This window comes from Cupriavidus sp. 01L46, from assembly GCF_056399905.1.
The window spans coordinates 1-24124 of the sequence record NZ_JBFTSF010000063.1 but is presented as its reverse complement, the minus strand read 5'-3'; the positions used below and the strand labels follow the sequence as shown (position 1 = coordinate 24124).

Genomic DNA, 24124 nt, shown 5'->3' with positions numbered 1-24124 from the left:
ATGATCGCCGCATCTGCCTCTGCATTCCTGGCTGCCTGGCGCAGGCGGGCGGCGACGCGCGCCGGTATCCGGCGCTACACCTATCCCATGCTGCTGGTGGTGACCGTCTGCCTGCTGGCTGGCGGCGCCACCCAGCTGGTGTACGAGAACGACCGGGCCAGCCTGGGCGCGCGGGTGGAGTCGATGCTGGCGACGAACGCGCGGCTGCTGGGGCTCTGGAGCGGCGAGCAACAGCGGCGGGCCGAGCGGGTCGCGCGCCTGCCAGAGGCGCTCAGGCTCGCGCGCCCGCTGCTCTTGGCGCCGGGCCAGCCGTTGCCGGATGGCGAGGCCGTGGCCAGGTTCGAGCAATGGGTGACACCAGTCTTCCAGAGCAATGGCTACCTCGGTTATGTCCTGGCTACGCCAGACCTCAAGATCGTGGCGTCGGAGCTGCCCGGCCGCACCGGCCGCTTGCTCCTGCCGGAGCCTGCCCAGACGGCCCGGCGGGCGCTGGAAGAGGGCAGCGCGGCCTCGCCGCCCTATCCTGCCCCGGAGCGAACCCGGGACCCCTGGGGCACGCTGACGGACCTGCCGTTCCAGGTGGTGTGCGCCCGGTTGCTGGACGCGGGACGCGCCATTGGCGTGCTATGCCTGCGGCTGGATCCCGGTGCCGTGATGCTGCCGATCATTGCGGCCGGCCAGTTCGGCCGCACCGGTGAGCTCTACGCCATCGACGCCCGGGGCCGGCTGGTGTCGCCCAGCCGTTTCGGCCCGGAGCTGGAGGCCAAGGGCCGGCTGGCGCCGGGCACCGCGTCCATGCTCAATGTATGGGCACGGGTCCCTGGCCAAAGTGGCAAGGACGGGGGCAGCGCCCAGCCGGGCGGCCCGCTGACCCTGGTTGCCGAGCGCTTGCTGCGCGACCATTCCTCTGTGCTTGCCTACGACTACGCCGACTACCGTGGCCAGCGGGCCGCGGGCGCAGGCATCTGGGTCCCCGGTCTGGAGATGGGTTTGATCGTGGAGCAGGACATGGGCGAAGCGTTCGCCCCATACCTGTTTACCCGCGACGTCCTGGCGGCACTGACGGCCATCATCCTGCTGCTGATCGGCACCGCCACGTGGATCGCGCGGCGCGACGGCAGGCGCCTGGCGGAAAGCCAGGAAAGGATGCGCGCGATGCTCGAGCACTCGCCCGCCATCATGTCGCTCAAGGACCGCGGTCACGCCATGCTGGCCCTTAACCCGGCGATGCAGGCGCTGCTCGGCGCGAGCGAGAGCGAAGTCCTGGGCAGGTCCGACTGGGATTTCGGCGCCAACCCCGATGTCGCGCAGGCACGCCGGGAAATGGAGGCGCGCGTGATGTCCTCGGGCAAGGCCGAGGAGCACGTCTACGCGATGGAGACGCCCCATGGCGAGCGCCATCTCCAGGTGACGCGCTTCCCGGTGCGCAACCCGGCTACCCATGAGGTGGTGGGGGTCGGCGCGGTGGGCATCGATATCACGGAGCAGGTCGAGGCCAACCACCGGCTGACCTCGCTGTCCCAGACGCTGGAGCGCCGCGTCGAGGAACGTACGCGCGAGCTTGCCGAGACCAATGCCGAGCTGGTCGTGGCCAAGCAGGCCGCGGAGAGCGCCGCGCATGCCAAGGCCAGCTTCCTGGCCAATATGAGCCATGAGATCCGTACCCCGATGAACGCGGTGATCGGCATGGCGCATCTGGCGCTGCGCACGCGGCTCGACGACAAGCAGCGCGGCTACCTGGAAAAGATCCAGCATTCGGGCCAGCATTTGCTCGAGATCATCGATGACATCCTCGACCTGTCGAAGATCGAGGCCGGCAAGCTGGAGATCGAACGGATCGATTTTTCGCTGGAGCGGATGCTGCGCACGGTGAGCGACCTGGTGGCCGATCGGGCCGTGGCCAAGCACCTCGAGCTGATCGTCGAAGTCGCGCCGGACGTGCCGGACTCGCTGCGCGGCGATCCGCTGCGGCTGCGCCAGATCCTGATCAACTTCGCCAACAACGCGGTCAAGTTCACCCACCAGGGTGAAATCGTCATACGCGTCGAGCGCCGCGGCGCAGGGCAATGCCAGCCCCGCATCCGCTTGCGTTTCGAGGTGCGCGACACTGGTATCGGCATCGATCCCGCGATCCGCTCGCGCCTGTTCCAGAGTTTCGAGCAGGCCGACACCTCGACTACCCGGCGTTACGGCGGCAGCGGCCTGGGCCTGGCCATCTGCCGCCGTTTGGTGGAGCTGATGGGCGGCACCCTCGGGGTCGAAAGCACCCCGGGCCAGGGCAGCAGCTTCTGGTTCGAGCTGGACCTGCTGGCGGGCAAGAAGCGGCCTGCCAGCGCCATGGTCGCGCCACAGCTGGCGGGCTGCCGCCTGCTGGTGGCGGACGATCACGACTACGCCCGCCAAGTCATCATTGCCATGCTGCGCAACTTTGGCTTCCGCGTGGACGAGGCCGCCTCAGGCCGGGCCGCATTGGCAAGGATCGCCCAGGCTGACGAAGCCGCCGATCCCTACCAGGCCGTGTTCATCGACTGGAAGATGCCCGGCCTAGACGGCATCGAGACCGCTCGCCATATCGACGCCCTGCGCCTGCGCCACCCGCGCCCGCGCCGCGTCATGATTACCGCCCATGGCCGCGAGGAAGTCTTGCGCGAGGGCGAGCGATCGGGCTTTGACGCCACGTTGATCAAGCCGGTGAGCGCGTCCCTGCTGCTGGAGGCGACAGTGCGCACGCTGTCCCCGGACAATGACGCGCCACCGGAGGTGGCGGAGCCGCATTCGGCGGCGCTCGACGTCATGCCGGCGCTGCCGAGCGCGCGCGTGCTGCTGGTGGAAGACAACGACATCAACCGCGAGGTCGCGGTCCACTTGCTGCAGGCCGCGGGCATCTACCCCGATACGGCCGAGAACGGCGCCGTGGCGCTGCACCTGCTCCAGGCGGGCGCTTACGACCTGGTCCTGATGGATGTGCAGATGCCCGTGATGGACGGGTTTGAAGCCACCCGGCACATCCGCGAGCAAKAGAAGTTCGCAAGCCTGCCGGTGGTGGCGATGACGGCTAACGCGTTGCCGGAGGACCGGGCGCGCTGCCTGGCGGCCGGCATGAACGACCATATCGCCAAGCCGATCAGCCCGCCGGCCTTCTATGCCATGCTGCGCCAGTGGCTGGCGGTGCCGGGCGGCGACGACGCAGCCCCGCCAGCCGGGTCCCGGCCGGCCTGGGTGGACGCGCTGGCAAGCTCTGCGCATCTTGACGTCGGCGGCGGCCTGGGCCGTGTCAGCGGCCGCGCGGAAGTCTACCGGCAGTTGCTTGAGCGTTTTGCCAGCGGCTACGCCGACATGCCGGACCGGATCGGCGAGCGCCTGGCCCGCGGCGACCGCGACGGCGCGTTGTCGCTCGCGCACTCGCTCAAGGGCTTGGCCGCCAATCTCGGCGCCATGTCGGTCTCGCGCGCGGCGGCCACGCTGGAGGCGAGCCTGCAACTCCCTCACGTGCCTGGGCGCCCCGATCCCGCCACGCTGCTGGCCGCCTTGCGCACCACCTTCCTGCCATTGCTGGCGACCTTGCGCACGCACCTGCCAACCGGGCCCGCAGCGTTGGATGCCGGCGCGCCAGACGCGTGCGGCCCGCTTGCGGATCCCGATGTCACGCAGGAGGCCGTGCTCAAGCTTGTGCGCGAACAGCTGGAAGAGGGCGACAGCGCGGCCAATCACACCTTTGCCCGCCACCGGGACATCTTTACCCGCCTGCTGTCCGCCGAAGGCTGCGAGCGCCTGCAGGCACAGGTCGAGCGTTACGACTACGCGGCGGCGCTGGCCACGCTGGACGGCGCCGCCGCGCCCTAGGGGCGGCCTCGGCAGCCCCGGATAGCGGGAATCGCTTCGGGTACTTCGGGTCTTTGTGGCAGTGCACGCCGTGAGGCGTTTCGATCGCAAGAAACGGAGTTCTTGCGATCGAATTGAGGACTATAGTGTCCTCACACTAAGCAGTTCCTGGACGTGATCATGCATGGAGATGCCAATATGCCAGGGGCTCCTTCGCTTGATGACGAGCGATGGGCGGCCGTGGCAGCGCGAGATCCTTCGGCAGACGACAAATTTGTCTACGGAGTCAGGACGACGGGGATTTACTGTCGCCCGAGTTCCTCGGCCCGTCTCCCGAAACGGGAGAACGTCGAGTTCTTCGATTCCGCCGAAGCCGCGGAAGCCGCTGGTTACCGATCCAGCCGACGTGTCTCTTCGGACCGAAGTGCCGCGGCTGCCCAGCGTGCCGCCCTGGTCGCCGAAGCTTGCCGGCTTATCGAAGTCTCGGAGGTCCAGCCCAATCTCGAAGCTCTGGCTCTGCAAGCTGGCATGAGCATGTTTCACTTCCACCGGATATTTAAAGCCGAGACTGGTTTGACGCCGAAAGTGTACGCGAGCGCGTCCCGCGCCCGGCGGCTCCGCGAGGAACTCGCCGGTGCCGAGACCATCACGAATGCAATCTACGAGGCCGGGTTCAATTCGAACAGCCGCTTCTACGAGGCATCCGCCGGCATGCTCGGCATGTGCGCACGTGACTATCGGGATGGCGGCCAGAACGCGGTAATCCGCTTCGCTGTCGGCMAGTGCTCACTGGGTGCCATCCTGGTCGCGCAAAGCCAACGGGGCATCTGCGCGATCTTGTTGGGAGATGACCCCGACCTTCTCGTGCGTGATCTGCAGGATCTGTTCCGCAAAGCAAGTCTCGTCGGCGGCGACGCGGATTTCGAGCGATTGGTCGCGAACGTTGTTGGCTTCGTCGAGGCGCCGGCAATCGGGTTGAATCTTCCGCTCGACGTCCGAGGTACCGCGTTCCAGGAGAGGGTCTGGCAAGCGCTTCGCGAGATTCCGCCAGGTGCAACGGCCAGCTACACCGAGATCGCAGCGCGTATAGGTTCACCGAAGGCCGTGCGCGCAGTTGCCCAGGCTTGCGGCGCAAATCATATCGCGGTGGCCATTCCTTGCCATCGCGTTGTCCGGCGAGATGGCGACATCTCCGGATATCGATGGGGCGTTGCGCGCAAGCGGGAATTGCTCAAGCGCGAGGCATAGTCCCGCCACTCCAAAGTCGTCTAGCAGCGCAAGCCCCAACAACATCAGGTGCGATTGATCGACACGCCTCCGTCAACCAGCAGCGCTGCGCCGGTCATGAATGACGAGGCGCCGGACGCCAGGTAGAGAACCGACTGCGCAAGTTCCTCCGGCGTAGCGATGCGTTTGAGCGCGTGTAGTCCTGCCACATGCGCCATGGCTTCGGGCGACGCACTCATTGTGCGCCCCATGGGCGTGTCTACTCCGCCAGGAAGGATGGCATTGACGCGAATGGCCTTCGGTYCAAACTCTGCGGCGAGTGATTGTGTCAACCCGATCAATCCTGCTTTGCTGGCAGCGTAGGCTGCGACGCCGGGGAAGCCGACGGTGTACCCAACAAACGTCGAAGTGAAGATGAGGCTTCCGGCGCCGCGAAGCTCCATCGCGGGGATCTGATACTTCGCGCCAAAGAACGCGCTGGTGAGGTTGGTGTCAATGGTCTCGCCCCAACCCGCCGCCGAGACGCCCGGCGTGGGCCCCATTTCGCCGAGTGTCCCCGCGTTGTTGAACGCGATGTCCAATCCACCGAAACGGTCAACGGCCGTCTGCACGAGAGTTCGTGCATATGCCTCCTCCCTGACGTCGCCTGCGACGTATGCAGCCGTTCCGCCATTTCCAGTGATTTCCCTCACAAGGTCTTCCAACTCAGCCTTGCGACGGGCGGCAACGACCACCGCCGCGCCCTCACGAGCGAAAAGTAGCGCGGTCGCGCGTCCAATCCCGGAACTGGCGCCGGTGACGATGGCGACTTTGTTCGCAAGCGCATTCATTGTTCTTTCCTATGTTCAAATCGATCAGCCGTCAGTCTGCCTGCCTCTTGAGGCGCAAGAACTCCGTTTCTTGGCATTGAATTCAGGCGAAATTGAAAGACACCACACACCACCGCCGCCGATCACCGATTTCAACAACGGCAACCTCGCTCAGGGCCATGTTGGCCTCAGTGCGAGTGCCGGTGATGCGTATCCGGATAGTGCGGGTGCTTGTGCACCAGCGGCTCGTGCCGGTGCAGGTGCCGGTGCGGCTCCTGCCCGTCCCAGTCGAAGGCGTGCGCGTGCTGGTGGTGCGCATCGTGGCGATGCGCGTGGGTGTGCTCGGTTGCCACGTGGCTGTGCTCGTGCTCATGATGCTCGCGCAGGTGCAGCCATACGCCCAGCGCCATCAGCAGCGCCGCCACGTAGAACACCGGCTGCGGAGCCTGCGGCCACATGCCGAACGCGATCGCCACGCCGAACAGCGGCGCTACGGAGAAATACGCGCCGGTGCGGGCGGTCCCCAGCAGCCGCAGCGCGATGACGAACAGCGCCAGGCTCACGCCGTAGCCGAGGAACCCGATGATCATGGCCGCGCCCAGCGCGGGCAGCGCCGGCAGGTGGTCACCGCCGGCCAGTGCCAGCCCGGTGTTGCACAGTCCGGCAACCAGCCCCTTGATGCAGGCGATCAGCATGGCGTCGTTGCTTGACACCTTGCGCGTCAGGTTGTTGTCGATGGCCCARCACAGGCACGCGCCGACGATCAGCAAGGCGCCGGCGGACAACCGCAGGCTGCCCGGCTGCCAGGACAACAGCAGGCCGCCCGCCACGATGGCAAGCATGCCAAGGACGATGTGGCGGCTGGCGTTTTCCCTGAAGACCAGCCAGGCGATCAACGCGGTGAATACCCCTTCCACGTTCAGCAGCAGGGAGGCCGATGCCGCGCTGGTGCTGGCCAGGCCAGTCATCAGCAGGGCCGGCCCCGCCACGCCGCCGGCCAGGATGGCGCCCAGCAGCCATGGCGTCTCGTGGCGCGGCACGGTGAGCGGGATTGCGGCAGCGCCGGTCATGCTGCGCCGCAGCGCCAGCAGGATGCCAAGCCCCAGCCCGCTGCCCAGGTAAAGCAGGCCGGCCAGCAGCAACGGCGGGATCGACCCGGCCAGGGCCTTTGCAAGTGGCGTACTTGCCCCAAACAGCAGGGCGGCGGCCAGGGCAGGGGCGGCGGTTCGGATGGCCATGGGCAAGGTGGAAAGGCGTGGCAATGCCGTATTGTCGCGCTACGCCGTGCTGGCGGGGGATGCTATATATTTCAGCCTTGGACGCCATGCCGGGCATGGCGGTTTCCACTCTGGAACGCTATGAAATCACCCTCGCAATACGTGGGCGGCTGGCTGATCTGCGCGGCCGCGCTGCTGATGCTGCCAGCCTGCGCCATCCTGCAACCGGTGCAGGAAGGCCAGAAACTGATCGGCTCCCCGGAAAGCGCGGTGCGCGCGACCTTCGGCGAGCCCAGCGGTGTCTACCGGCTGGCCGATGGCTCCGCGCGCTGGATCTACTCCAAGCAACCGCTGGGCTATGAGGCCTACGCGGCCGATTTCGATGCCGGCGGAAAACTCACGAACTTCCGGCAGATGCTGGTCAATTCCGAGATCTACCAGGCCAAGGTCGATAGCTGGACCAAGCGCGACGTGGAAGAGCATTTCGGCAAGCCGCTCGATCCGGTGCAGTACTACCCGCTGATGCAGCGCGATGTMTGGTCCTATCGCTTCCGCCAGGACGGCAACCTGTCCTCGCTGTTCAATTGCTACTTCGACAAGCAGGGCATCCTGAGGCAGGTGCAGATCACGCAGGATCCGCTGGGTGGGGATTCCAGCAGGGCGCACTGATATGCGTTGGCATGGCCTGCAATCCATGCTTCGCCACAAGCTGAAACGTTCTCCCCCAGCGCGCGCCCACAATGGCGGCGAGCCCTTCCGGAGAGAACCCCATGCCAGCCCTGCCCAGCGCGGATGCACGCGCCAACCACGCCCAAGGCGCCAGCGGCCGCGCGCTGGACATGGCCCTGCTGCTGGCTTTGTCCACGCTCTGGGGCGCGTCTTACACATTCATACGGCTTGGCGTGGCCACGATTCCCCCGGTCACGCTGATTGCMGCCAGGACGTTGATCGCCGGTGCGCTGCTGGTGGCGTGGATGGCGGCAAGAGGCATGCAGATCCCGCGCGGCGCGGCAGTCTGGCGCCGCCTTGCGGTGCAGGCCATGCTCAACAGCGTGGTGCCGTTTACGCTCATCGCGTGGGCGGAGCAATCGGTGCCGGCGGGGCTGGCGACGATCCTGAACGCCGCATCGCCGGTGATCGCCGTACTGGGCACTTGGCTGGTCACGCGCCATGAGCGCATCACGGCACGCAAGCTGTTCGGCGTGGCGGCGGGGCTTGCGGGCATCTGCCTGATCGTCGGCACCAGCGCGCTGGGCGGCCTTGGGCAGCAACTGCTTGCGCAACTGGCGATCGTTGCCGCTACCGTGTGCTACGCCGGCGCGGCCATCTACGGGCGCGCGTTCAAGGACCTGCCCGCCGCCGCGCCCGCCGCGGGCTCGATGCTCGTCGGGGCGGCGCTGCTGGTGCCGGCAAGCCTGGCCATCGACCGGCCCTGGACGCTGCATCCGTCGCTGTCATCGCTTGCCGCGCTGCTGGCGCTATCCGTGTTTTCGACCGCGCTGGCCTTTGTCATCTACTTCCGCCTGGTACGCACGCTGGGGCCGGTGGGCACCACGGCGCAAGCCTATCTGCGGGTGCCGATCKGCGTGGCCATCGGCATCGTGTTTCTTGGGGAATCGCTGGCTGCGGGGGCGTGGGCCGGCCTGGCGTGTGTCGTCGCGGGCGTAGCCGCCATGACGATGCCTGCGCGGCACCGGCCAGTCCTGCAACGGGAATAGGCCGCGGGGAGGATGCCATCCGCAGCGAACGCGGCGTGCGCCAGGGCAAGCTCAATATCGTGATGGTCGAGGCCGACGCCGACGCCGGTCACATGCACGGGCATTCGCACCCGCACCCGCATGACTGAACACGCTTAAGGGGCCTGGCACTGCCGATGGCATCCGGGCCCCTGGCTCCCGGCTACTGGCTACTGGCTACTGGCTACTGGCTACTGGCTACTGGCTACTGGCTCAGAACCCGGCCTTGTGCATCGGGCCATCCCAGCCGTCGAGGTACTTGGGCAGGGCGTCGTCGACTTCCAGCACGCGATGGCGATAGAACAGGTGCATGGCCGGCTGCAGCGCATCCGGCAGCGCACCGCCGCAGGCCCGCGCGAAGAGGGTGTTCGGGATCACCGACATACCCAGCCGGTTGATGCCAAAGAGCGTCTCGCCGCACTGCGGGCAAAACTGGCGCTGGAGCTGCCGGGTTGCATGGTGATAGGTGGCCAGGTGCTGGCCGCCGCGCTCCACCACCACGTTGGCCGGCTCCCAGGCCGTGGCGGCGAACACCGGCGTGGCATAGAAATCCCGGCAGGCCTGGCAATGGCAATTGGCTCTCGCCACCGGTTCTCCGGCAATGCGCAGCTGCACCCGGCCGCAAAGGCACTCCAACGTAGCGGGAATCTGCATAGGCGTTATCTCCTGTTGTTTGTGTTTCGTGTTTCCTGAATGGCGGAGTGCATTCTACTTGGCCGCGATGCAGGCTGCAGGGCGGGCCCTCCGGGCGCCGATCCCGCCACGGCTGCATCCAGCATGGCGCCGAACAACCCGATCAGCAGCGCGATGGCCGAGGCGATGAACCACCGCACCGTCTTGCGGTATTCGGGCACCTGGTCGTTATCCACCCTCTGCGGGCATTACAATGCGGCTTCAATGCCGCCGCATTGCCCGCAAAGCTGGCCGGCCTGTTTTTTTTGCCTACGCCTAATCCCCTACCTCGTTATGTCCTCGCTTCCCCCCTCAGGTAATCGCATCTGGTTCGATGGTGCCGCCGGTAGCATCGAAGCCTTGGCGGATGCGCCGCAAGGCCCGATCCGCGCGATCGCCGTCGTGGCGCACCCGCATCCGCTGCTAGGTGGCAGCGCGGAACACAAGATCCCGGTGGCGCTGGCMAGGATCTTCCAGGCGCGAGGCTTCCTTGCCGTGCGGCCGAATTTCCGGGGCGTGGGCGGCACGCAAGGCAGCCACGATGCGGGAGAGGGCGAGACGGACGATGTGCTTGCCGTGGTCCGGCAGATCCAGGCAGCGCACCCGGGCCTGCCGCTGGCGCTGGCGGGATTCTCGTTCGGCGCCTATGTGCAGACGCGCGTGGCGCAGCGTTTGCTGCGCGGCGGCGAGCCTGTCGCGCACCTGATCCTGGCCGGCATGCCGGCCGGGCCGGCGGCCGGCGGGCGCACCTACGACACGCCAGCGGTGCCGGCCGATGCCTTTGTCATCCATGGCGAGAACGACGCCAATGTGCCGCTGCAAGCGGTGTTCGACTGGGCGCGCCCGCAGGAGCTGCCGGTCGTGGTGGTGCCCGGCGCCAACCATTTTTTCACTGGCAAGCTGCCGGTGTTCCAGCKCGCTGTGGCGGAGTACCTTGATGCCCGGCAGCGCATCGCCGGGGCCGCCAGCTAGCGGTTAGCTATAGGTCAGCCAAAGGAAGGCTAAAAGCGCGTCAATCCATGGCCGCATGCGCGACGGCATCGCCGTCGGCGTGGCGCGTGGGCTTGATCAGCAGGATGAGCGGCACCACCAGCAGCGTGGCAAGGAACATGACCTTGAAATCGTTGAGGTAGGCGATCATCGCGGCCTGCTGGTTGATCGACTGGTTGAGCATGGCCAGGTCATAGCGCGAGCCGCTTGCTAGCAGGGATTGCAGGGCCGGGTTGTACACGCTCACATTGGCCGCCAGGTCGGCGTGGGCCACCTGCGTGTTGCGGGTCATCAAGGTCTGGATCACGGAGATGCCGATGCTGCTGCCGATATTGCGCATCAGGCTGTAGGTAGCCGTGCCGTCCGCGCGCAGTGCCGGCGCGAGCGTGGAAAACGTCAGCGCGCTCAGCGGCACGAACACCAGCCCCAGGCCAAAGCCCTGGATGATGCCGGGCCACACGATATCGGACACCGACAGCACCACGGTGTACTGCATCATCTGCCACAGCGCGAAAGCGGAAATCAGGAAGCCCGCAAACAGCAGCACCCGGGCGTCGATCCGCTTGAGCAGGCGTCCGGCCAGCAGCATGGAGAGCATGGTGCCGGCGCCGCTTGGCGCGGTGACCAGCCCGGTGGTGGCCACCGGATAGCCCATCAGGTTCTGCAACATCGGCGGCAGCAGGGCGCGGGTGGCGTACATCACCGCGCCGATCACGAAGATGAAGCAGGCACCGGTGGCAAAGTTGCGGTCCTTGAGCAACTGGTACCGGAAGAATGACCTGGGCCCGGCCGTGGCGGTGTGCGCCAGGAAATACAGGAAGCTGACCCCCGCCAGGATGGCCTCGATGCGGATCTCCAGCGAGCCGAACCAGTCGAGCTGTTCGCCGCGGTCGAGCATGGCCTGGAGCGCGCCGATGGCCAGGCCGAGCGTGATGAAGCCAAACGCATMGAACTTCACGGCCCGCGCCGGCGCCCGGTTGGGCAGGAAGGACAGCACGCCAAACAACGCGAATGCGCCAATCGGCACATTGATGAAAAACACCCATCGCCAGTTGTAGCTGTCGGTCAGCCAGCCGCCCAGCGTCGGGCCCAGGATGGGCCCCACCATCACGCCCATGCCCCATACCGCCATCGCCTGTCCCTGCTTTTCGCGGGGGTTGRTATCCAGCAGGATGGATTGCGACAGCGGCACCAGCGACGCCCCGAAAATGCCTTGCAGCAGCCGCGACGCCACGATCTGCGCCAGCGTGTCGGACATCCCGCAGAACGCCGAGGCAATGGTGAACCCGGTGATCGAGATGGCCAGCAGACGCTTGACGCTGAGCCGGTCGGACAGCCAGCCGGTGAGTGGCGTGGCGATCGCGGCAGCGACGATGTACGAGGTCAGCACCCAGGTGATCTCGTCCTGCGACGCCGACAGGCTGCCTTGCATGTGCGGCAGCGCCACGTTGGCGATGGTGCTGTCGAGCGTCTGGATCAGGGTCGCTGCCATGATCGCGATGGTGATCATGGGCCGGTTGAGCGGCATTTCTACGCGCCCGGCTACCGCTTCGGAAGACATGGATTGAACAACCTGGAGGGGTTGGGTTAGATAATAAGCATGCTTATTATACGATCACACCAAAGCGTGGCAAGCCGCTTTTTGCAGGCGTGGCGGCGTGCCCGAAGGAGATCTTTGTACAATCGCGCCATGGAAACGAAACTGGAAAAGCGCTTTGGCTTCCTGGTCTCGGACGTTGGCCGCCTCAACGGCAAGCGGTTCGATGAACTGGCCAAGTCGTCCCTCGACCTCACCCGGGCGCAATGCCGCGCACTCGCCTACCTGTCGCACTACGGCGAAGTCAACCAGGTGCGGCTGGCCGAGCTGCTGGAAGTCGCGCCGATTTCGGCGGGACGCCTGCTTGACCGGATGGAAGAGGGCGGCTGGATCGAGCGGGTGCCCAACCCGGAAGACCGCCGTGAGCGTGTGGTGCGCATGACACCCAAGGCGGAAAGAGCACTGGACAAGGCCCGGCGGGTTGGCGACGAGGTTGCGGCGGAGGCGCTGGCCGGCCTCAGCGAGCCGGAGCGGGAGCAACTGATCGGCCTGCTCCAGCGCGTGCGGCAAAACCTGGGCACGATCGTCGATCGTTGAAGGCGGGCGGCAAGCCCGTCCAAAACCCCTAAAATTCTCTAACCTGGCGACGCCTTGCTTTGCCGCCCTACTTGGCCGCGCCGCCCGCGCGCCGCGCCATGGCAGGCTTGGGCTTTGGCGCCTCGGTAGCGCCGCCAAAAGACGCTTGATAGATCTTCCCAGCCTCCTCATACAAGCGCGCGCGATTGTCCGCCTGCAGCCCGATCTGCTTGCCGCCGATTTCGATCTGGACCAGCCTGTCCTGCGCAGCCATCTCCGCGCCGAACTGCGCGTAGAACGCCGTGGCGGCCTGGCCCGATGCGCTGTAGTACTGCATGGCGGCCTGCAGCGCCATGGTGTTGCCCATCTGGGCGTTGAACGCGCCCGCACCCGAGAACGCGCCGCTGGCCATGCCCGCCCCGGCCATGGCGAAGGCGCCGGCCATCGACATCATCTGTTGGCGCGCCCCCTGCCTTTCCTTGGCTAGCCGCATCGCGCGAAAGCTCTTGCCATAGGCGCCGTCGAGCAGCTTGGCCACCAGGGCGCGGTCCTGCGCGCCGACCCATTTGCGTTCGGCATCGGCAAGCTGCGAGATCAGCTTCAGCTTGGCCTCATCGCCGGGGGCCGGTGTGCGTGCCGCCAGGCGCTCGGCCAGCGGCTTGTCGTAGCGCGCGACATAGGCTTCGAATGCCACGCGGGTTGCCTGCGCGGCATCGATCCGTGCGAGTCCGTCGGCCACCACACGCGCCAGGTTGTCCAGCGTTTCGTTGCGCAGCTTGCCGTCGGCATCGAAATCCGGTGCCGCGGAGGCTTCGTAGTACGCCTTGCTGAACGGCTCGTAGGTCTGCGGGAACGCCACGGCTGCATCCGGTGCGAGTGGCACGCCCGCCTTGGTCGGGATGGGGGTGCTGTAGTCCCAGGAGTCGCCCGCAAAGCCGTAGATCACATCCGGATGGGGCACGTCGCGGGCCTCCAGCGCGGGGCACGCCGCGGCATCGAAGGCCGGCATGATATTCAGCGCCGGCTTGTAGGCGAGCACGCCGCAGGTCTTGGCCGACGCTAGCCCGGCCGTGGACACGCTGGCGATGACCTGGGCCGCGCCATGCGTGCTGCCCTTGTGGGTTAGCGGGACATCCCACAGGTCCACGACCATGCGCGCCGGGAAGCGATTGCGCACCAGCGGGCGATAGACCAGCTTGCCGTTCTCGGCATCGAGTATCAGCGGCTCCAGTGCGATGTCGGCGGGCGGGATGTAGCGGCCAAGCAGGCGGGTGAACTCCGCCGCGTAGTAGATCGAGCCGGCGGGAATGCCCTGGTAGGCGTCGTGGATGCCGTCAAAGCCCATGATGGACACCGGGTTGTTCCACACGAGATCGTTGTAGCGGCTGACCCAGTTCGGCTTGAGGAGCGCCTGCGCGGATTCCGTGATGGCCTGCGGCCAGCGCACGGCCACCAGCGTGCTGCCCGTCAGCGGCTGCACGGCGGCTACGGTGCCTTGCTGCTTGTACGCGGCATCCATGCTGGAGAAATTTGTCGTGCTGCAAGCGCCCAGGCAAAGCGCGGTGGCCGCGACGGCGACGCCGCGCAGCAGGGTTCGGTTGGTTTGGCTCAAGGCAGTTTCCTCGTCGTGGCTGGGTTCGCCTCTGTGGCGGGCAATTTGGTGATGGGTGGGCAAGACGCCTCTGCCGCGCTGGCGGCTTGCGCGGCGCGCGCCCGGCAACCCGGGATGCCGGCGCCGGGCGCATCGGCATGCACGCCGGCGGGCAGTTCGACCTGGCCCAGCAAGAAGCTGCGCATCGCCTCGCCGGACACCGGCGCCAGCGAATCGCCCTGGGGGGCCTCTCGCGCCATTTCGGCAACACGCCCCTGCCCGGCCCCGGCGATCTGCGCGATGTCCGAGCCCATCGTCGCGGCCTGCTGGCTCATGGACCCGCTCATCGCCATGGCGGATTGCCCCAGCGCGGCGCGGCGCTGCTGCAGCTCTGCCGCTTTCTGGCGGGCGAGGCGTTCGCGCTCCTGCGCCTCCTGTTCCGCCCGGCGCTGCTGTTCGGTGCGGCGCTGTAGCTCGGCCCGGCGCTGTTCCTCCAGCATCGCCTGGCGCTGCTGCGCGGCGGCGGCGCGCTCCTGTTGCTCGCGCTCGCGGGCCGCCTGCTGCGCATTGCCCCGGCCCTGGTCCAGCGATGCCGCTTCGGCCTTACGCTCTGTCTCCCGCTCGCGGGCTTGTTGCGCCTGCTGCCGCAACTGCTGTTGCAACGCTGCCTGCTGCCTCAGCTCGGCTTGCCGTTGCGCTGCCAGGCGGCGTTCCTCTTCGAGCCAGCGTGCCCGCGCCTGGCGTTCCTGCTCTTGCGCCTGCTCCTGCGCGCGCCGCGTTCGCTCGATGTCGGACAGCTGGCAACGGGCGCCGATAGCCGGCGGTTCCGCGTCCTGCACCAACGGGCCAAGCGCCTCGTTCCAGCTATTGCCGGGGACGTTGTTGATGAAGACGGAGCCCTGGCGCGTAAAGCCAGCCGTGGTGCGGACCTGCCAGTCGAGCTGGCAGTCGACCGGTTCGGTGGTCTGGGCGAGTACGCGCAGGATGTAGCGGTCGCCGGAGATGCGAAAGCTGGTGACGACGGCGTGCGCCGGCAGGATCAGTGCCAACGCGCTCACGCCAATGGCGGTGCGAAATAATTTGTGCATTACGGCAAGGCCGCGCAACGACGCCAGAATCATTTTGAAACGGCCTCTTAGCAGGAGAGGGAGCTTGCGGCTCCATGGCGGGGGAGGGCTTATCCCATGAATGTGGGATGCGGCACGGAAAGGCCTATGGGAAAATCCCGCCGGGAAAGTGCGTTCCATCAGGATTATTTAAATAATTCTATTTAAATAAAATCCAATTCGCACGACCGCTGGCGTAGCGGCACGGTTTGCAACGTCTTCAACGTGAGGGCCGCGGCCACTGTGGAATGGCTGTCGCGGTTGCAGCCCGGCCGCCGGCGTCTCAGACCAGTCGGGCCACGTCCTCCACGGCGTCATCCAGTTGCAGCTTCAGCAGCTTGAGCAAGCAATACAAGCCGTAAGCCTCCTCCGTCTTCTCGCTCTGCAGCTCCGCCAGTTGCAGCAGGCTATCCATCCCGGCGCTGACGCTTTGCAACTCCGCGCAACCGTTGGCGATGCGTTCGCGCAGGCCGCGGTCCAGCGTTTCGATCCGGTCGATCAGTGCGGATACGAGGGGCTGTTCCTCGGCATTGGCGGGGCGCGTCATGCCGATCAGCTCGGCGATGAGATCGCCTTGCCTGCTGATGGCGAGGAGCGGGTCGGTGGGACTGCCGCCGCGCGTGATCGAATTGGGGCCGGCTCGGGCGCTAGGATGCATGCAAGCTCCTTAAGAGGGGGAGGCTATGGGGGCAAGACCTGGCCGCCTGCTTCAACGCGAGCGTGGCGGACTCGTAAAAGCATACTGCTTCTGCGGTCGCTCACCTTTAAGAAATTTCTKGATTTGCAGGCCGGGTGCGCCCATGTTCGAGCGGGTGGGTGCTGGTGAAGCGCAGCCTTGCCATCTGCTCCGCCGCATCCGATAGCAAAGCGCTCGCGTTGRCCATGGCTTGCTCGACAGTGATCGGGCCGGGCGCCAGGGAAAAGCAGCCCGTGAAATGTGTCCCCAGGGCCGGCAGCGCGGCGGGGTCGATGGCGCCGGAAAGCAGTGAGGCGGGCACCCCACAGGCATGGGCGCGCTGGCAGGCGATCAACGGCGCCTTGCCGCTTAGCGTTTGCACATCGCTGCGTCCCTCGCCGGTGATCAGCCAGTCGGCGCCCGCGAGCGCGCCATCGAGGTCTACGCAGTCCGCCACGATGTCGGCGCCCGGGCGCATCTGCGCGCCAAGCATCAGCAAGGCGTAGCCGAGGCCGCCTGCCGCTCCCGCGCCTGCCGCGTCCCTGGCGCAGCGCCCGAGCGCCGGCTCCAGCAAGCTTGCGTAGCCGGCGAGCGCGGCATCGATGGCATCCACATCCTGCGCTTGCACGCCCTTTTGCGGGCCGAACACGGCTGTGGCGCCCCGCGGCCCGGTCAGCGGGTTGCTGACATCGCACATTGCCACCAGCCTGGTGGTGGCCAGCCGTGGGTCGAGCTGGCTGGTATCGACCGCCGCCAGCTGCGGCAGCGCGGCGGGCGTTGGCGGAATGTCGCGGTCCTGCGCATCCAGCAAGCGCAGCCCCAGGCCATGCAGCAGCCCGGCGCCGCCGTCGTTCGTGCTGCTGCCGCCAAGGCCGACGAAGATCTCGCGCACGCCCAGGTCGAGCAGGGCCTTGATGGCATCGCCGAGGCCGGCGGTGGAGCGCTGCGCCACGGGGCATGCCATGCCCGCCGGATCGGTGATGCCGACGATTTCCGCGGACTCGATCACGGCGCGGTCGCCCGCGAGCAGCGCTACCGTGGCAATGCGCGTGGCGCCGTCCGCGCCGCGCACCTTGATGCGGGCGCGCTGGCCGCCGGCGGCCAGCATCGCGTCGATGGTGCCTTCGCCGCCGTCCGCCATCGGGCGTTGCCGGATCGTCGCTCCGGGCAGCGCGCGCAGGATCCCGGCGGCGATGGCGGCGGCGACCTGGTCGGCCGCAAGGGAGCCCTTGAATGAATCGGGGGCAATGACGATAAGGGGATCGGGAAGGCTAGGCATAGGGCGCGGCGGGGTGAACGGCGCTCACCGCAGGGCAAACGCCATACCGAGGAAAAGAGGAAAAGAGGAAACGGGGGAAGGGCGGCCGGGCGGCAGCAGGTGCCGCCCGATGGCAAAGACTGCTGGCTAAGTCGTGCCCTCAATCCTTCTTGGCCGCGACTTCATGGTTGGCCATCAGCTCAAGCGCGCGGACCAGCGCGGAGTGATCCCAGTCCGAGCCGCCATGGCTTGCGCAGGCATTGAACAACTCCTGGCAGGTGGCCGTGTTCGGCAGCGACACGCCCATCTCGCGCGCGTTCGACAGCGCAAGGTTCAGGTCCTTCTGGTGCAGCCCGATGCGAAAGCCCGGGTCGAACGTCCGTTTGATCATGCGTTCGCCGTGCACTTCCAGCACTTTGGACGACGCAAAGCCGCCCATCAGCGCCTGGCGCACGCGCGCCGGATCCGCGCCGGCCTTGGAGGCGAACAGCAGGGCCTCGGCAACCGCCTCGATGTTCAGCGCCACGATGATCTGGTTGGCCACCTTGGCGGTCTGCCCCGCACCGTTGTCGCCCACCAGCGTGATGTTCTTGCCCATCAGTTCGAACAGCGGGCGGACGGCCTCGAACGTCGCCACCGGGCCGCCGACCATGATCGACAGCGTGGCGTTGCGGGCGCCGACCTCGCCGCCGGACACCGGCGCATCCAGGTACTGGCAGCCAAGCGCGTTCACGCGCTCGGCGAAGCCCTTGGTGGCGATGGGCGAGATCGAGCTCATGTCGACCACGATCTTGCCGGCGCTCAGCCCGGCGGCAATGCCGCCGTCGTTGAACAGCGCGGCTTCCACATGCGGGGTGTCCGGCACCATCAGGAAGATCACGTCGGCGCGTTCGGCCACTTCCTTGCCGGAGTGGCAAGCCACGCCACCGCTGTCCAGCAGGGATTGCGGCACGCCGCTGCGGCTGGACAGGCTGACTTCGTGCCCGCCTGCGATCAGGTTGGCGGCCATCGGGGTGCCCATGATGCCAAGGCCAATAAATCCAAGCTTCACTTTCGTTCTCCGTTAGTCGATCTCAATGGCATCGCTTGCCGCCGGACGCCTGCGCAGCGGGCACCGCGATACCGGTGCCTCAAATCTCTTAGATCTCTGGTCTCGATACTGTCTGAAACGCTGTCTGAATTGCTGTCTGAATCTCTGGCTGAAATTCTTGTCCCGAAACGGGCCGGCTCAGTATCCCGATGTTTCGCCGCCTGCTGCCTGCCCGTCGCGCATCTGCGTCACCACCTGCCGGGCACCGGCCGCCATCAGGCGCGCATCGGAGCCAACGGTGACGAACTGGAAGCCTTGCTCGATCCTGCGCAACGCCGCTTCCGGCGCGCCGTTGTGGATGCCGGCGACCACGCCGTGCGCCTTGGCGCGGGCCACCACGTGCGCGATCGCCTCCGCGACGGGCGGGTCGACATCGTCGAAGGTCGGGCGGCAGCCGAGCGCGAGCGACAAGTCGGACGGGCCGATATAAACCGCATCGAGCCCTTTGACCGAGAGGATGTCGTCCAGGTTATCCAGCCCCTGCTTGGTTTCGATCATCGCGAAGACGACGATGGTTTCGTTGGCGCGCTCGGGATAGTCGGGGCCGCCATACAGCATGCCGCGGATCGGCCCGAAACTGCGCGTGCCCATCGGCGGATAGTGGGTGGCCGCGACCAGGCGCTCCGCGTCTTCGCGCGTGTTGATCATCGGGCAGATCACACCGTAAGCGCCGGCGTCGAGCACTTTCATCAGGATGCCTGGCTCGTTCCAGGGCACGCGCGCCACCGGCATGGTGTCGGTGGTGGAGATCGCCGTGAACAGGCTGAGGGCATCGCGGTAGTCCAGCGCGCCGTGCTGCAGGTCCACCGTCAGGGAGTCCCAGCCCTGGTGGGCCATGGTCTCCGCGGCAAAGCTGCTGGGGATGGACAGCCAGCCATTGACGACGGCTTGCCCGTTCGCCCACATGTTCCGTATCCGGTTCTCGCGCATTGTGTCTCCTGTAGCTTGACTTATAAGTTATCGTACAACATCGGGCAAGTATAACCCCCGCGCGCACGCCGTCAAGCGAAGCGGCGCGGTTTAGGCCGGTTTGGGGAAAGTTAGTGCGCTGAGAGGCCCGGGGCAGGCGGGAATCGCGCTGAGGCCATGACATGGCTCGCGATGAGCCATGTCATAGTATGTCTTGAGGTCTTGCTAATGCAATGCGTCTTAACGCTTGCCCACGCGGAAAGCGATTTCGCCGACACCCGCCACGCCGGCGGTCACTTCGTCGCCGGGCTGCAGCGCGCCGACGCCGGCCGGCGTGCCCGTGAAGATCAGGTCGCCAGGGGCCAGGGTCACGCTTTGCGACACATAGGCAATGACATCGGCCACGGGCCAGATCAGCTCGTTCAGGTCGCCCTCCTGACGCGTCTCGCCATTGACCTTGAGCCACACGTGGCCTGCGCCGGGATGGCCGATGCTGGCCACCGGGTGCAGCGGGCCGCACGGGCCGGAGGCGTCGAAGCCCTTGGACCAGTCCCACGGACGGCTCATCTTCTTGGCGGTGTCCTGCAGGTCGCGGCGGGTCAGGTCCACGCCCACGGCGTAGCCCCAGACCAGGTCGAGTGCCTGCTCGGGCTGGATGTCCGCGCCGCCCTTGCCGATTGCCACCACCAGTTCGATCTCGTGGTGCAGGTTTTCCGTGAGCGGCGGATATGGCACCGTGCCTTCGGCGGCGACGACGGCATCGGCCGGCTTGGTGAAGAAGAACGGCGGCTCGCGGTCCGGGTCATTGCCCATCTCGCGGGCGTGCGCGGCGTAGTTGCGGCCCACGCAAAACACGCGGCGGATGGGAAAGCGGGCGCTGCTGCCGGCTACAGCGACGCTTGCCTGTTCGGCGGGCTGGATAACGAATTCGGTCATGTCTGGGTCCGTCTGTGACGAAAGCGGGGGGAGGGATTACTTTGCGAAGACCTGGCTGATGTCGCCAAACGCCTTGAACTCCAGCGCGTTGCCCGACGGATCCAGGAAGAACATCGTCGCCTGCTCGCCGACCTGCCCCTTGAAGCGCACATGCGGCTCGATCACGAACTGCGTACCGGCGGCGCGCAGCTTCTCKGCCAGTGCCTCCCAGGCATCCATGGACAGGATCGCGCCGAAGTGGCGGACCGGCACTTCGTCGCCGTCGACGGCGCTGGTGGCACGGTGGCCGCATTCTTCCGGCGCGAGGTGGGCGACGACCTGGTGGCCATAGAAATTGAAATCGATCCAGGCGTTCGAGCTGCGCCCTTCAGGGCAGCCAAGGAGCTCGCCATAGAAGCGGCGGGCCTCTTCCAGGTCGTTGACGGGAAAGGCCAGGTGGAACAGCGGGGTTGCGCTCATCAAAGGGGCTCTTGTGCGTGGGGGTTGTCGGTGTGCTGCCGCGTTTGATTGTAATCAGCAGAAGTCGTAATATGAAACGAATCATTTCCGTGCTCAGCATCAAAGATTTCAATATGAATCACGCCATGTCGCCTGTGATCCTCACATGATCCCCACATGATCCGTTACTTCCGCACCTTCCTTGTGGCAGCGGAGACCTCGTCCTTTTCCGCTGCCGGCACGCGCCTTGCCCTCACCCAGTCAGCGGTGAGCACCCAGATACGCCGGCTGGAGGAGGACCTTGGCTGCACGTTGTTCGACCGGGCCGGCAAATCGGTCGCGCTGAGCGAGGAGGGCCGCAAGCTGCTGCCGGAAGCCGTGCGCTTTGTCGAGCTGTACGAGTCCATGAAGGGCCGCGCGCATTCCGCCTCCGACACCACGCCGCTGGAACTTGGCGCTGTCTCCACCGTGCAGGCCGCGCTGCTGCCCGGGGCCATGAAGCGCTTTCGCGCCGGATTTCCCAAGACGCACGTCAACATCGTCCCCGGCATGTCGACCCAGTTGCTGACCCAGGTCGATGCCCGCGAGCTCGACGTGGCGGTGCTGATCAAGCCAAGGCTCGGCATCCCGCAGGAACTCAAATGGGTGCCGCTGATGCGCGAGCGCTTTGTCGGCGTGGCGCCGGCGGGCTCGCCGCGCGACTTGAAGGCGGTGCTGGCGGCCATGCCCTTCATCCGCTACAACCGGCATTCCATGGGCGGGCAACTGGTGGACCGCTATCTGCGCCGGCACCGGCTGTGGGTCGAGGAGGGCATGGAGCTGGACGAGCCCGCGGTGATCCTGCAGATGGTCGACGAAGGGCTGGGCTGCGCGATCATTCCGGCCGCGCTGGTGCCGCTGCKGGCCGCGCGTAACGTTGTGGAAATACCGTTGCCCGGCGAACCCATATTCCGCGAGATCGGCGTGCTGGTCCGGCAGTCGTCGCTCAAGCGCGCGTCGATGGCCGCGCTGATCGATGCGCTTGTCGCCGAGGCCGCGAGCGCAACATGATGCCCTTGCCCGGGCCGCGCAGGCTTTGCCGCAGCCTGAAAAAAAAAGCACCCCGCGCGGCGGGAGCACACGCGGGGCGACCAGGACGAAATGGCGGCACCCGCAAGGGCGCTGCCGGGCCAGCAAATCTTCAGATCTTCAAAGTTCGGGGTTCCAGTTCAGTCAGCGCGCCGCGCGCAAGGCGCCGCGGAATGTGTAGCTGATGCCCACGCGCAGCACGGGGAAGACTGTCAGCATGCCGGCCGCCAGCAATCATTGCTCGTTCCATGTCTGCTGCACCGGCGCGGGCCGGATCCTTCTTCCCTGATGGGTTGCAACGCTGTGGCACCTCGTCGCGTTTCGCGGCGTGCGGGGGCATATTAAGCAGCGGGAAGAGGGATCAATGCGAGGAGGAGCAGGGCCATTGCAGCTTTATCCCGGCTTTAGGAACGGCGGCGCTGCCCGTGGCCGGCCAGGCGGGAGCGAGGCGGGCGGATGAACTGTCGCGTGCATCACCTGATGGGCTGCTGGCACGGCAATTTGCCGCATATTGGTGCATATGTAGGTGCAAACACCGCGCAATGCTGTCGTGCCGTTCAACACGCAAGCATTTATTCCGCCAGGCTGGCCAGGAAGACTTGTCGCAGGGCCACAACGGGTGCAACCCATTGGTCCGGCGTGTCGTAGTTGCCGGCCGTGACGGCCAGCACGAAATCCAGGTCCGGAAACACAAAGAGGCGTTGCCCGCCGTTGCCGAATGCGCCCGCCCAGCGCTGTCCGATGACGCCACCCCTGGTGTTCAGGGGAATCTCGCCGACGTACCACAGGTAGCCATAGCGCCGCGTATCGTCGACTACCGCGGCTGGGCGCAGGCTGGCGTCGAGCCAAGCCTTGGGCACCACTTGCCGGCCATGCCACTTGCCGCCGGCCAGCACCATCTGGCCGATCCGCGCCAGGTCCCGCGGCGTCAACCGCAGCCCGGACGCTGCCGATGGCACGCCGTCGGCGCCCTGCACCCATTCCGTMTTGCCGATATCCAGCGGTGCGAACAACACCGTGTTAGCAAACGCGGGCAGCGACTGGCCGGTGCCTTTCTCGATCAGCCTGGCCAGCAATGCCGGCGCCCCGCCGTTGTAGATCCAGCCGCGCCCGGGCGTTGTTACCACGGGGCGCTCGAGGATAAACCGGTAGCGGTCCGACGCCATCTCCATGGCGATCTCGCTGTTGGCCGGGTCGGTGTACGGCACATTCTCATTCCACTCGGTGCCCAGCGTCATGGTCAGCGCGTGTGCCACCGTCAGCGGCGCGAGCTTTGGGTTGGCTGCCAGGTCGGGGTACTCGGGAAACTGCGCCAGCAGCGGCTGGTCCGGCGCGGGCACCTTCTGGCTGGCCAGCGCGACGCCGTATAGCAGGCCGACAACGCTCTTGGTCACGGAGCGCATATCGTGCAAGGTGTCCGGCCCGAAGCTGACCTTGCCTAGCGGTTCACCCCAGCGGGCATCCGGGCCGGCCATGTATTTCTCGAACACGATGCGGCCATGGCGCAAGGCGACGACCCCATGCAGGCCAGCCAGTTTGCCGTTTGCCTGCAGCGCATTGAAGCGGCCTTCCAGGTCGGGCTTGAATCCGGCGTCCGCCGGCGAAATGGCCTGCCACCCGGCGGCCCGCGCCATGCMGCTGGCCCCGACGCCGGCCACGCCGGTCATTAACAGCGCACCTGACTTGAGCAGGAATTCCCTGCGATCTGCAACTGGCATTTGAGGTCGTCTTTCGCAAGTTTGCGTAAACAGGATCAGGCAGCCGGCGGTTCGTCCTGGAGAAAACGCGCCGGGATGGCGTCCTTGATCGGGAACATGGAGAAGTAGGGGCGGGCCTCGGCCAGCACGCGCGCAACCGCGGGACGAGCCACCAGCCGTTCGAAATAGGCGGCAAGGCGCGGATGCGTTGGCGCGAAAGGCACCACCACGGCCGCGTAAAACAGCGCGGGCTCCGCGGCGCAGTCCGCCAGCGTGAAGTGCTCGCCGACCATCCAGGTGCGGCCGGCCATGCGCTGCTCGATCATGTCGTAAGCAGTGCGCAGGGCGGCTTGCGCGTCCGCCACGCCGCGCGGGTCGCGCTCTGCCTCCGCGCGCAGCCGGTCGCCCACGATCTTCTGCATCGGCAGGTGCACGTAGAGATCGAAGATGCGATCCCACAGCCGCGCCTCGCGGCGCTCGTCATCATCGGCCGGCAGCAGCGCGCGCGCCCCCGGGTAGTGCTGGTCGAGGTAGTCGATGATGATCGTGGATTCCGGGAGCGTCACGTCGCGGCTGTCGTCGCGCAGCACCGGCATCTTGCCCACGGGCCAGAGCGCCAGGAACGCGGCGCGCGAGTCCTTCTCGCCAAGGTGCACCACAACGCTGGAAAACGGCGTCTGGTTCTCGTAGAGCGCGATCAGCACCTTGTGGCAGAACGAAGACAGTGGATGGTAATGGAGAGTCAGGGCCATGATGGTTGCTCCTTGCC

22 protein-coding genes are annotated in these 24124 nt (G+C 66.6%); 7 read left to right on the top strand and 15 right to left on the bottom strand.

Annotation, left to right across the window (positions count from 1 at the left end; all coding sequences use genetic code 11):
* Both AC1DS3_RS13625 and ada read left to right on the top strand, forming a co-directional pair.
* Positions 1-3843, top strand: coding sequence for a response regulator (locus tag AC1DS3_RS13625; protein WP_477127359.1), 3843 nt, complete (start codon positions 1-3; stop codon positions 3841-3843).
* Between the two features lie 177 nt (positions 3844-4020).
* A complete protein-coding gene (gene ada, locus AC1DS3_RS13620) occupies positions 4021-5070 on the top strand; it encodes a bifunctional DNA-binding transcriptional regulator/O6-methylguanine-DNA methyltransferase Ada (protein WP_477127362.1) in 1050 nt (349 codons plus the stop codon).
* A 44-nt stretch (positions 5071-5114) separates the two neighbouring features.
* Here the strand turns inward: ada and AC1DS3_RS13615 are convergent, their stop codons facing one another.
* Both AC1DS3_RS13615 and AC1DS3_RS13610 read right to left on the bottom strand, forming a co-directional pair.
* Positions 5115-5879 (bottom strand): SDR family oxidoreductase, encoded by a 765-nt coding sequence (locus tag AC1DS3_RS13615; RefSeq protein WP_477127358.1) that lies wholly within the window; start codon positions 5877-5879, stop codon positions 5115-5117.
* Between the two features lie 167 nt (positions 5880-6046).
* A complete protein-coding gene (locus AC1DS3_RS13610) occupies positions 6047-7096 on the bottom strand; it encodes a DMT family transporter (RefSeq protein WP_441639490.1) in 1050 nt (349 codons plus the stop codon).
* A gap of 120 nt (positions 7097-7216) precedes the next feature.
* On the opposite strand from AC1DS3_RS13610, the gene AC1DS3_RS13605 reads away from it, so the two are divergent.
* Both AC1DS3_RS13605 and AC1DS3_RS13600 read left to right on the top strand, forming a co-directional pair.
* On the top strand, positions 7217-7744 hold the full coding sequence (locus AC1DS3_RS13605) for a hypothetical protein (RefSeq protein WP_441639489.1): 528 nt from the start codon (positions 7217-7219) through the stop codon (positions 7742-7744).
* A 101-nt stretch (positions 7745-7845) separates the two neighbouring features.
* Complete coding sequence (locus AC1DS3_RS13600; protein ID WP_477127357.1) at positions 7846-8793, top strand: DMT family transporter; 948 nt, start codon at positions 7846-7848, stop codon at positions 8791-8793.
* Between the two features lie 231 nt (positions 8794-9024).
* On the opposite strand, the gene AC1DS3_RS13595 is transcribed toward AC1DS3_RS13600, so the two are convergent.
* Positions 9025-9465, bottom strand: a complete 441-nt coding sequence (locus AC1DS3_RS13595) for a GFA family protein (protein WP_441639487.1) — start codon at positions 9463-9465, stop codon at positions 9025-9027.
* Positions 9466-9470: 5 nt separating this feature from the next.
* Positions 9471-9680: a hypothetical protein gene (locus AC1DS3_RS13590; RefSeq protein WP_441639486.1), complete on the bottom strand. Its 210-nt coding sequence runs from the start codon at positions 9678-9680 to the stop codon at positions 9471-9473.
* A 97-nt stretch (positions 9681-9777) separates the two neighbouring features.
* Between AC1DS3_RS13590 and AC1DS3_RS13585 the strand changes: the two genes are divergently transcribed.
* A complete protein-coding gene (locus AC1DS3_RS13585) occupies positions 9778-10455 on the top strand; it encodes an alpha/beta hydrolase (protein WP_477127356.1) in 678 nt (225 codons plus the stop codon).
* Between the two features lie 40 nt (positions 10456-10495).
* Here the strand turns inward: AC1DS3_RS13585 and AC1DS3_RS13580 are convergent, their stop codons facing one another.
* Positions 10496-12034, bottom strand: a complete 1539-nt coding sequence (locus AC1DS3_RS13580; protein ID WP_477127355.1) for a DHA2 family efflux MFS transporter permease subunit — start codon at positions 12032-12034, stop codon at positions 10496-10498.
* 129 nt (positions 12035-12163) lie between these two features.
* On the opposite strand from AC1DS3_RS13580, the gene AC1DS3_RS13575 reads away from it, so the two are divergent.
* On the top strand, positions 12164-12607 hold the full coding sequence (locus AC1DS3_RS13575; protein WP_183033405.1) for a MarR family winged helix-turn-helix transcriptional regulator: 444 nt from the start codon (positions 12164-12166) through the stop codon (positions 12605-12607).
* Between the two features lie 67 nt (positions 12608-12674).
* On the opposite strand, the gene AC1DS3_RS13570 is transcribed toward AC1DS3_RS13575, so the two are convergent.
* The 8 genes from AC1DS3_RS13570 to AC1DS3_RS13535 form a co-directional block, all read right to left on the bottom strand.
* Entirely contained in the window at positions 12675-14198 is a 1524-nt protein-coding gene (locus AC1DS3_RS13570; RefSeq protein ID WP_441639483.1) for a hypothetical protein, read from the bottom strand.
* The gene (locus AC1DS3_RS13565) at positions 14195-15265 is read right to left on the bottom strand and encodes a hypothetical protein (protein WP_441639482.1); all 1071 of its coding nucleotides are present in this window, start codon (positions 15263-15265) and stop codon (positions 14195-14197) included. Before AC1DS3_RS13565 ends, AC1DS3_RS13570 begins: the two co-directional genes overlap by 4 nt.
* Positions 15266-15566: 301 nt before the next feature.
* Positions 15567-15941 (bottom strand): hypothetical protein, encoded by a 375-nt coding sequence (locus tag AC1DS3_RS13560; protein ID WP_441639481.1) that lies wholly within the window; start codon positions 15939-15941, stop codon positions 15567-15569.
* A 106-nt stretch (positions 15942-16047) separates the two neighbouring features.
* Complete coding sequence (locus AC1DS3_RS13555; protein ID WP_477127354.1) at positions 16048-17238, bottom strand: glycerate kinase; 1191 nt, start codon at positions 17236-17238, stop codon at positions 16048-16050.
* A 139-nt stretch (positions 17239-17377) separates the two neighbouring features.
* Positions 17378-18268 carry a 2-hydroxy-3-oxopropionate reductase gene (gene glxR / locus AC1DS3_RS13550; protein WP_441639479.1) on the bottom strand — a complete coding sequence of 297 codons (891 nt, stop codon included), beginning with the start codon at positions 18266-18268 and terminating at the stop codon, positions 17378-17380.
* A gap of 177 nt (positions 18269-18445) precedes the next feature.
* The gene (locus tag AC1DS3_RS13545) at positions 18446-19237 is read right to left on the bottom strand and encodes an HpcH/HpaI aldolase family protein (protein WP_459375097.1); all 792 of its coding nucleotides are present in this window, start codon (positions 19235-19237) and stop codon (positions 18446-18448) included.
* Positions 19238-19456: 219 nt separating this feature from the next.
* Positions 19457-20152: a fumarylacetoacetate hydrolase family protein gene (locus tag AC1DS3_RS13540; RefSeq protein WP_441639477.1), complete on the bottom strand. Its 696-nt coding sequence runs from the start codon at positions 20150-20152 to the stop codon at positions 19457-19459.
* Between the two features lie 36 nt (positions 20153-20188).
* Entirely contained in the window at positions 20189-20611 is a 423-nt protein-coding gene (locus AC1DS3_RS13535; protein WP_441639476.1) for a VOC family protein, read from the bottom strand.
* Between the two features lie 156 nt (positions 20612-20767).
* On the opposite strand from AC1DS3_RS13535, the gene AC1DS3_RS13530 reads away from it, so the two are divergent.
* A complete protein-coding gene (locus AC1DS3_RS13530; RefSeq protein WP_477127353.1) occupies positions 20768-21640 on the top strand; it encodes a LysR family transcriptional regulator in 873 nt (290 codons plus the stop codon).
* A 590-nt stretch (positions 21641-22230) separates the two neighbouring features.
* Here the strand turns inward: AC1DS3_RS13530 and AC1DS3_RS13525 are convergent.
* Entirely contained in the window at positions 22231-23376 is a 1146-nt protein-coding gene (locus AC1DS3_RS13525) for a serine hydrolase domain-containing protein (protein ID WP_477127352.1), read from the bottom strand.
* 35 nt (positions 23377-23411) lie between these two features.
* Entirely contained in the window at positions 23412-24107 is a 696-nt protein-coding gene (locus AC1DS3_RS13520) for a glutathione S-transferase family protein (protein WP_441639473.1), read from the bottom strand.
* Positions 24108-24124 lie beyond the last annotated feature (17 nt).

Coding starts and splice junctions, on each gene's coding strand:
- AC1DS3_RS13595 (WP_441639487.1), bottom strand. CDS start 9,465: ATGCAGATTCCCGCTACGTTGGAGTGCCTTTGCGGCCGGGTGCAGCTG.
- AC1DS3_RS13575 (WP_183033405.1), top strand. CDS start 12,164: ATGGAAACGAAACTGGAAAAGCGCTTTGGCTTCCTGGTCTCGGACGTT.
- AC1DS3_RS13565 (WP_441639482.1), bottom strand. CDS start 15,265: ATGCACAAATTATTTCGCACCGCCATTGGCGTGAGCGCGTTGGCACTG.
- AC1DS3_RS13560 (WP_441639481.1), bottom strand. CDS start 15,941: ATGCATCCTAGCGCCCGAGCCGGCCCCAATTCGATCACGCGCGGCGGC.
- AC1DS3_RS13545 (WP_459375097.1), bottom strand. CDS start 19,237: ATGCGCGAGAACCGGATACGGAACATGTGGGCGAACGGGCAAGCCGTC.
- AC1DS3_RS13540 (WP_441639477.1), bottom strand. CDS start 20,152: ATGACCGAATTCGTTATCCAGCCCGCCGAACAGGCAAGCGTCGCTGTA.
- AC1DS3_RS13520 (WP_441639473.1), bottom strand. CDS start 24,107: ATGGCCCTGACTCTCCATTACCATCCACTGTCTTCGTTCTGCCACAAG.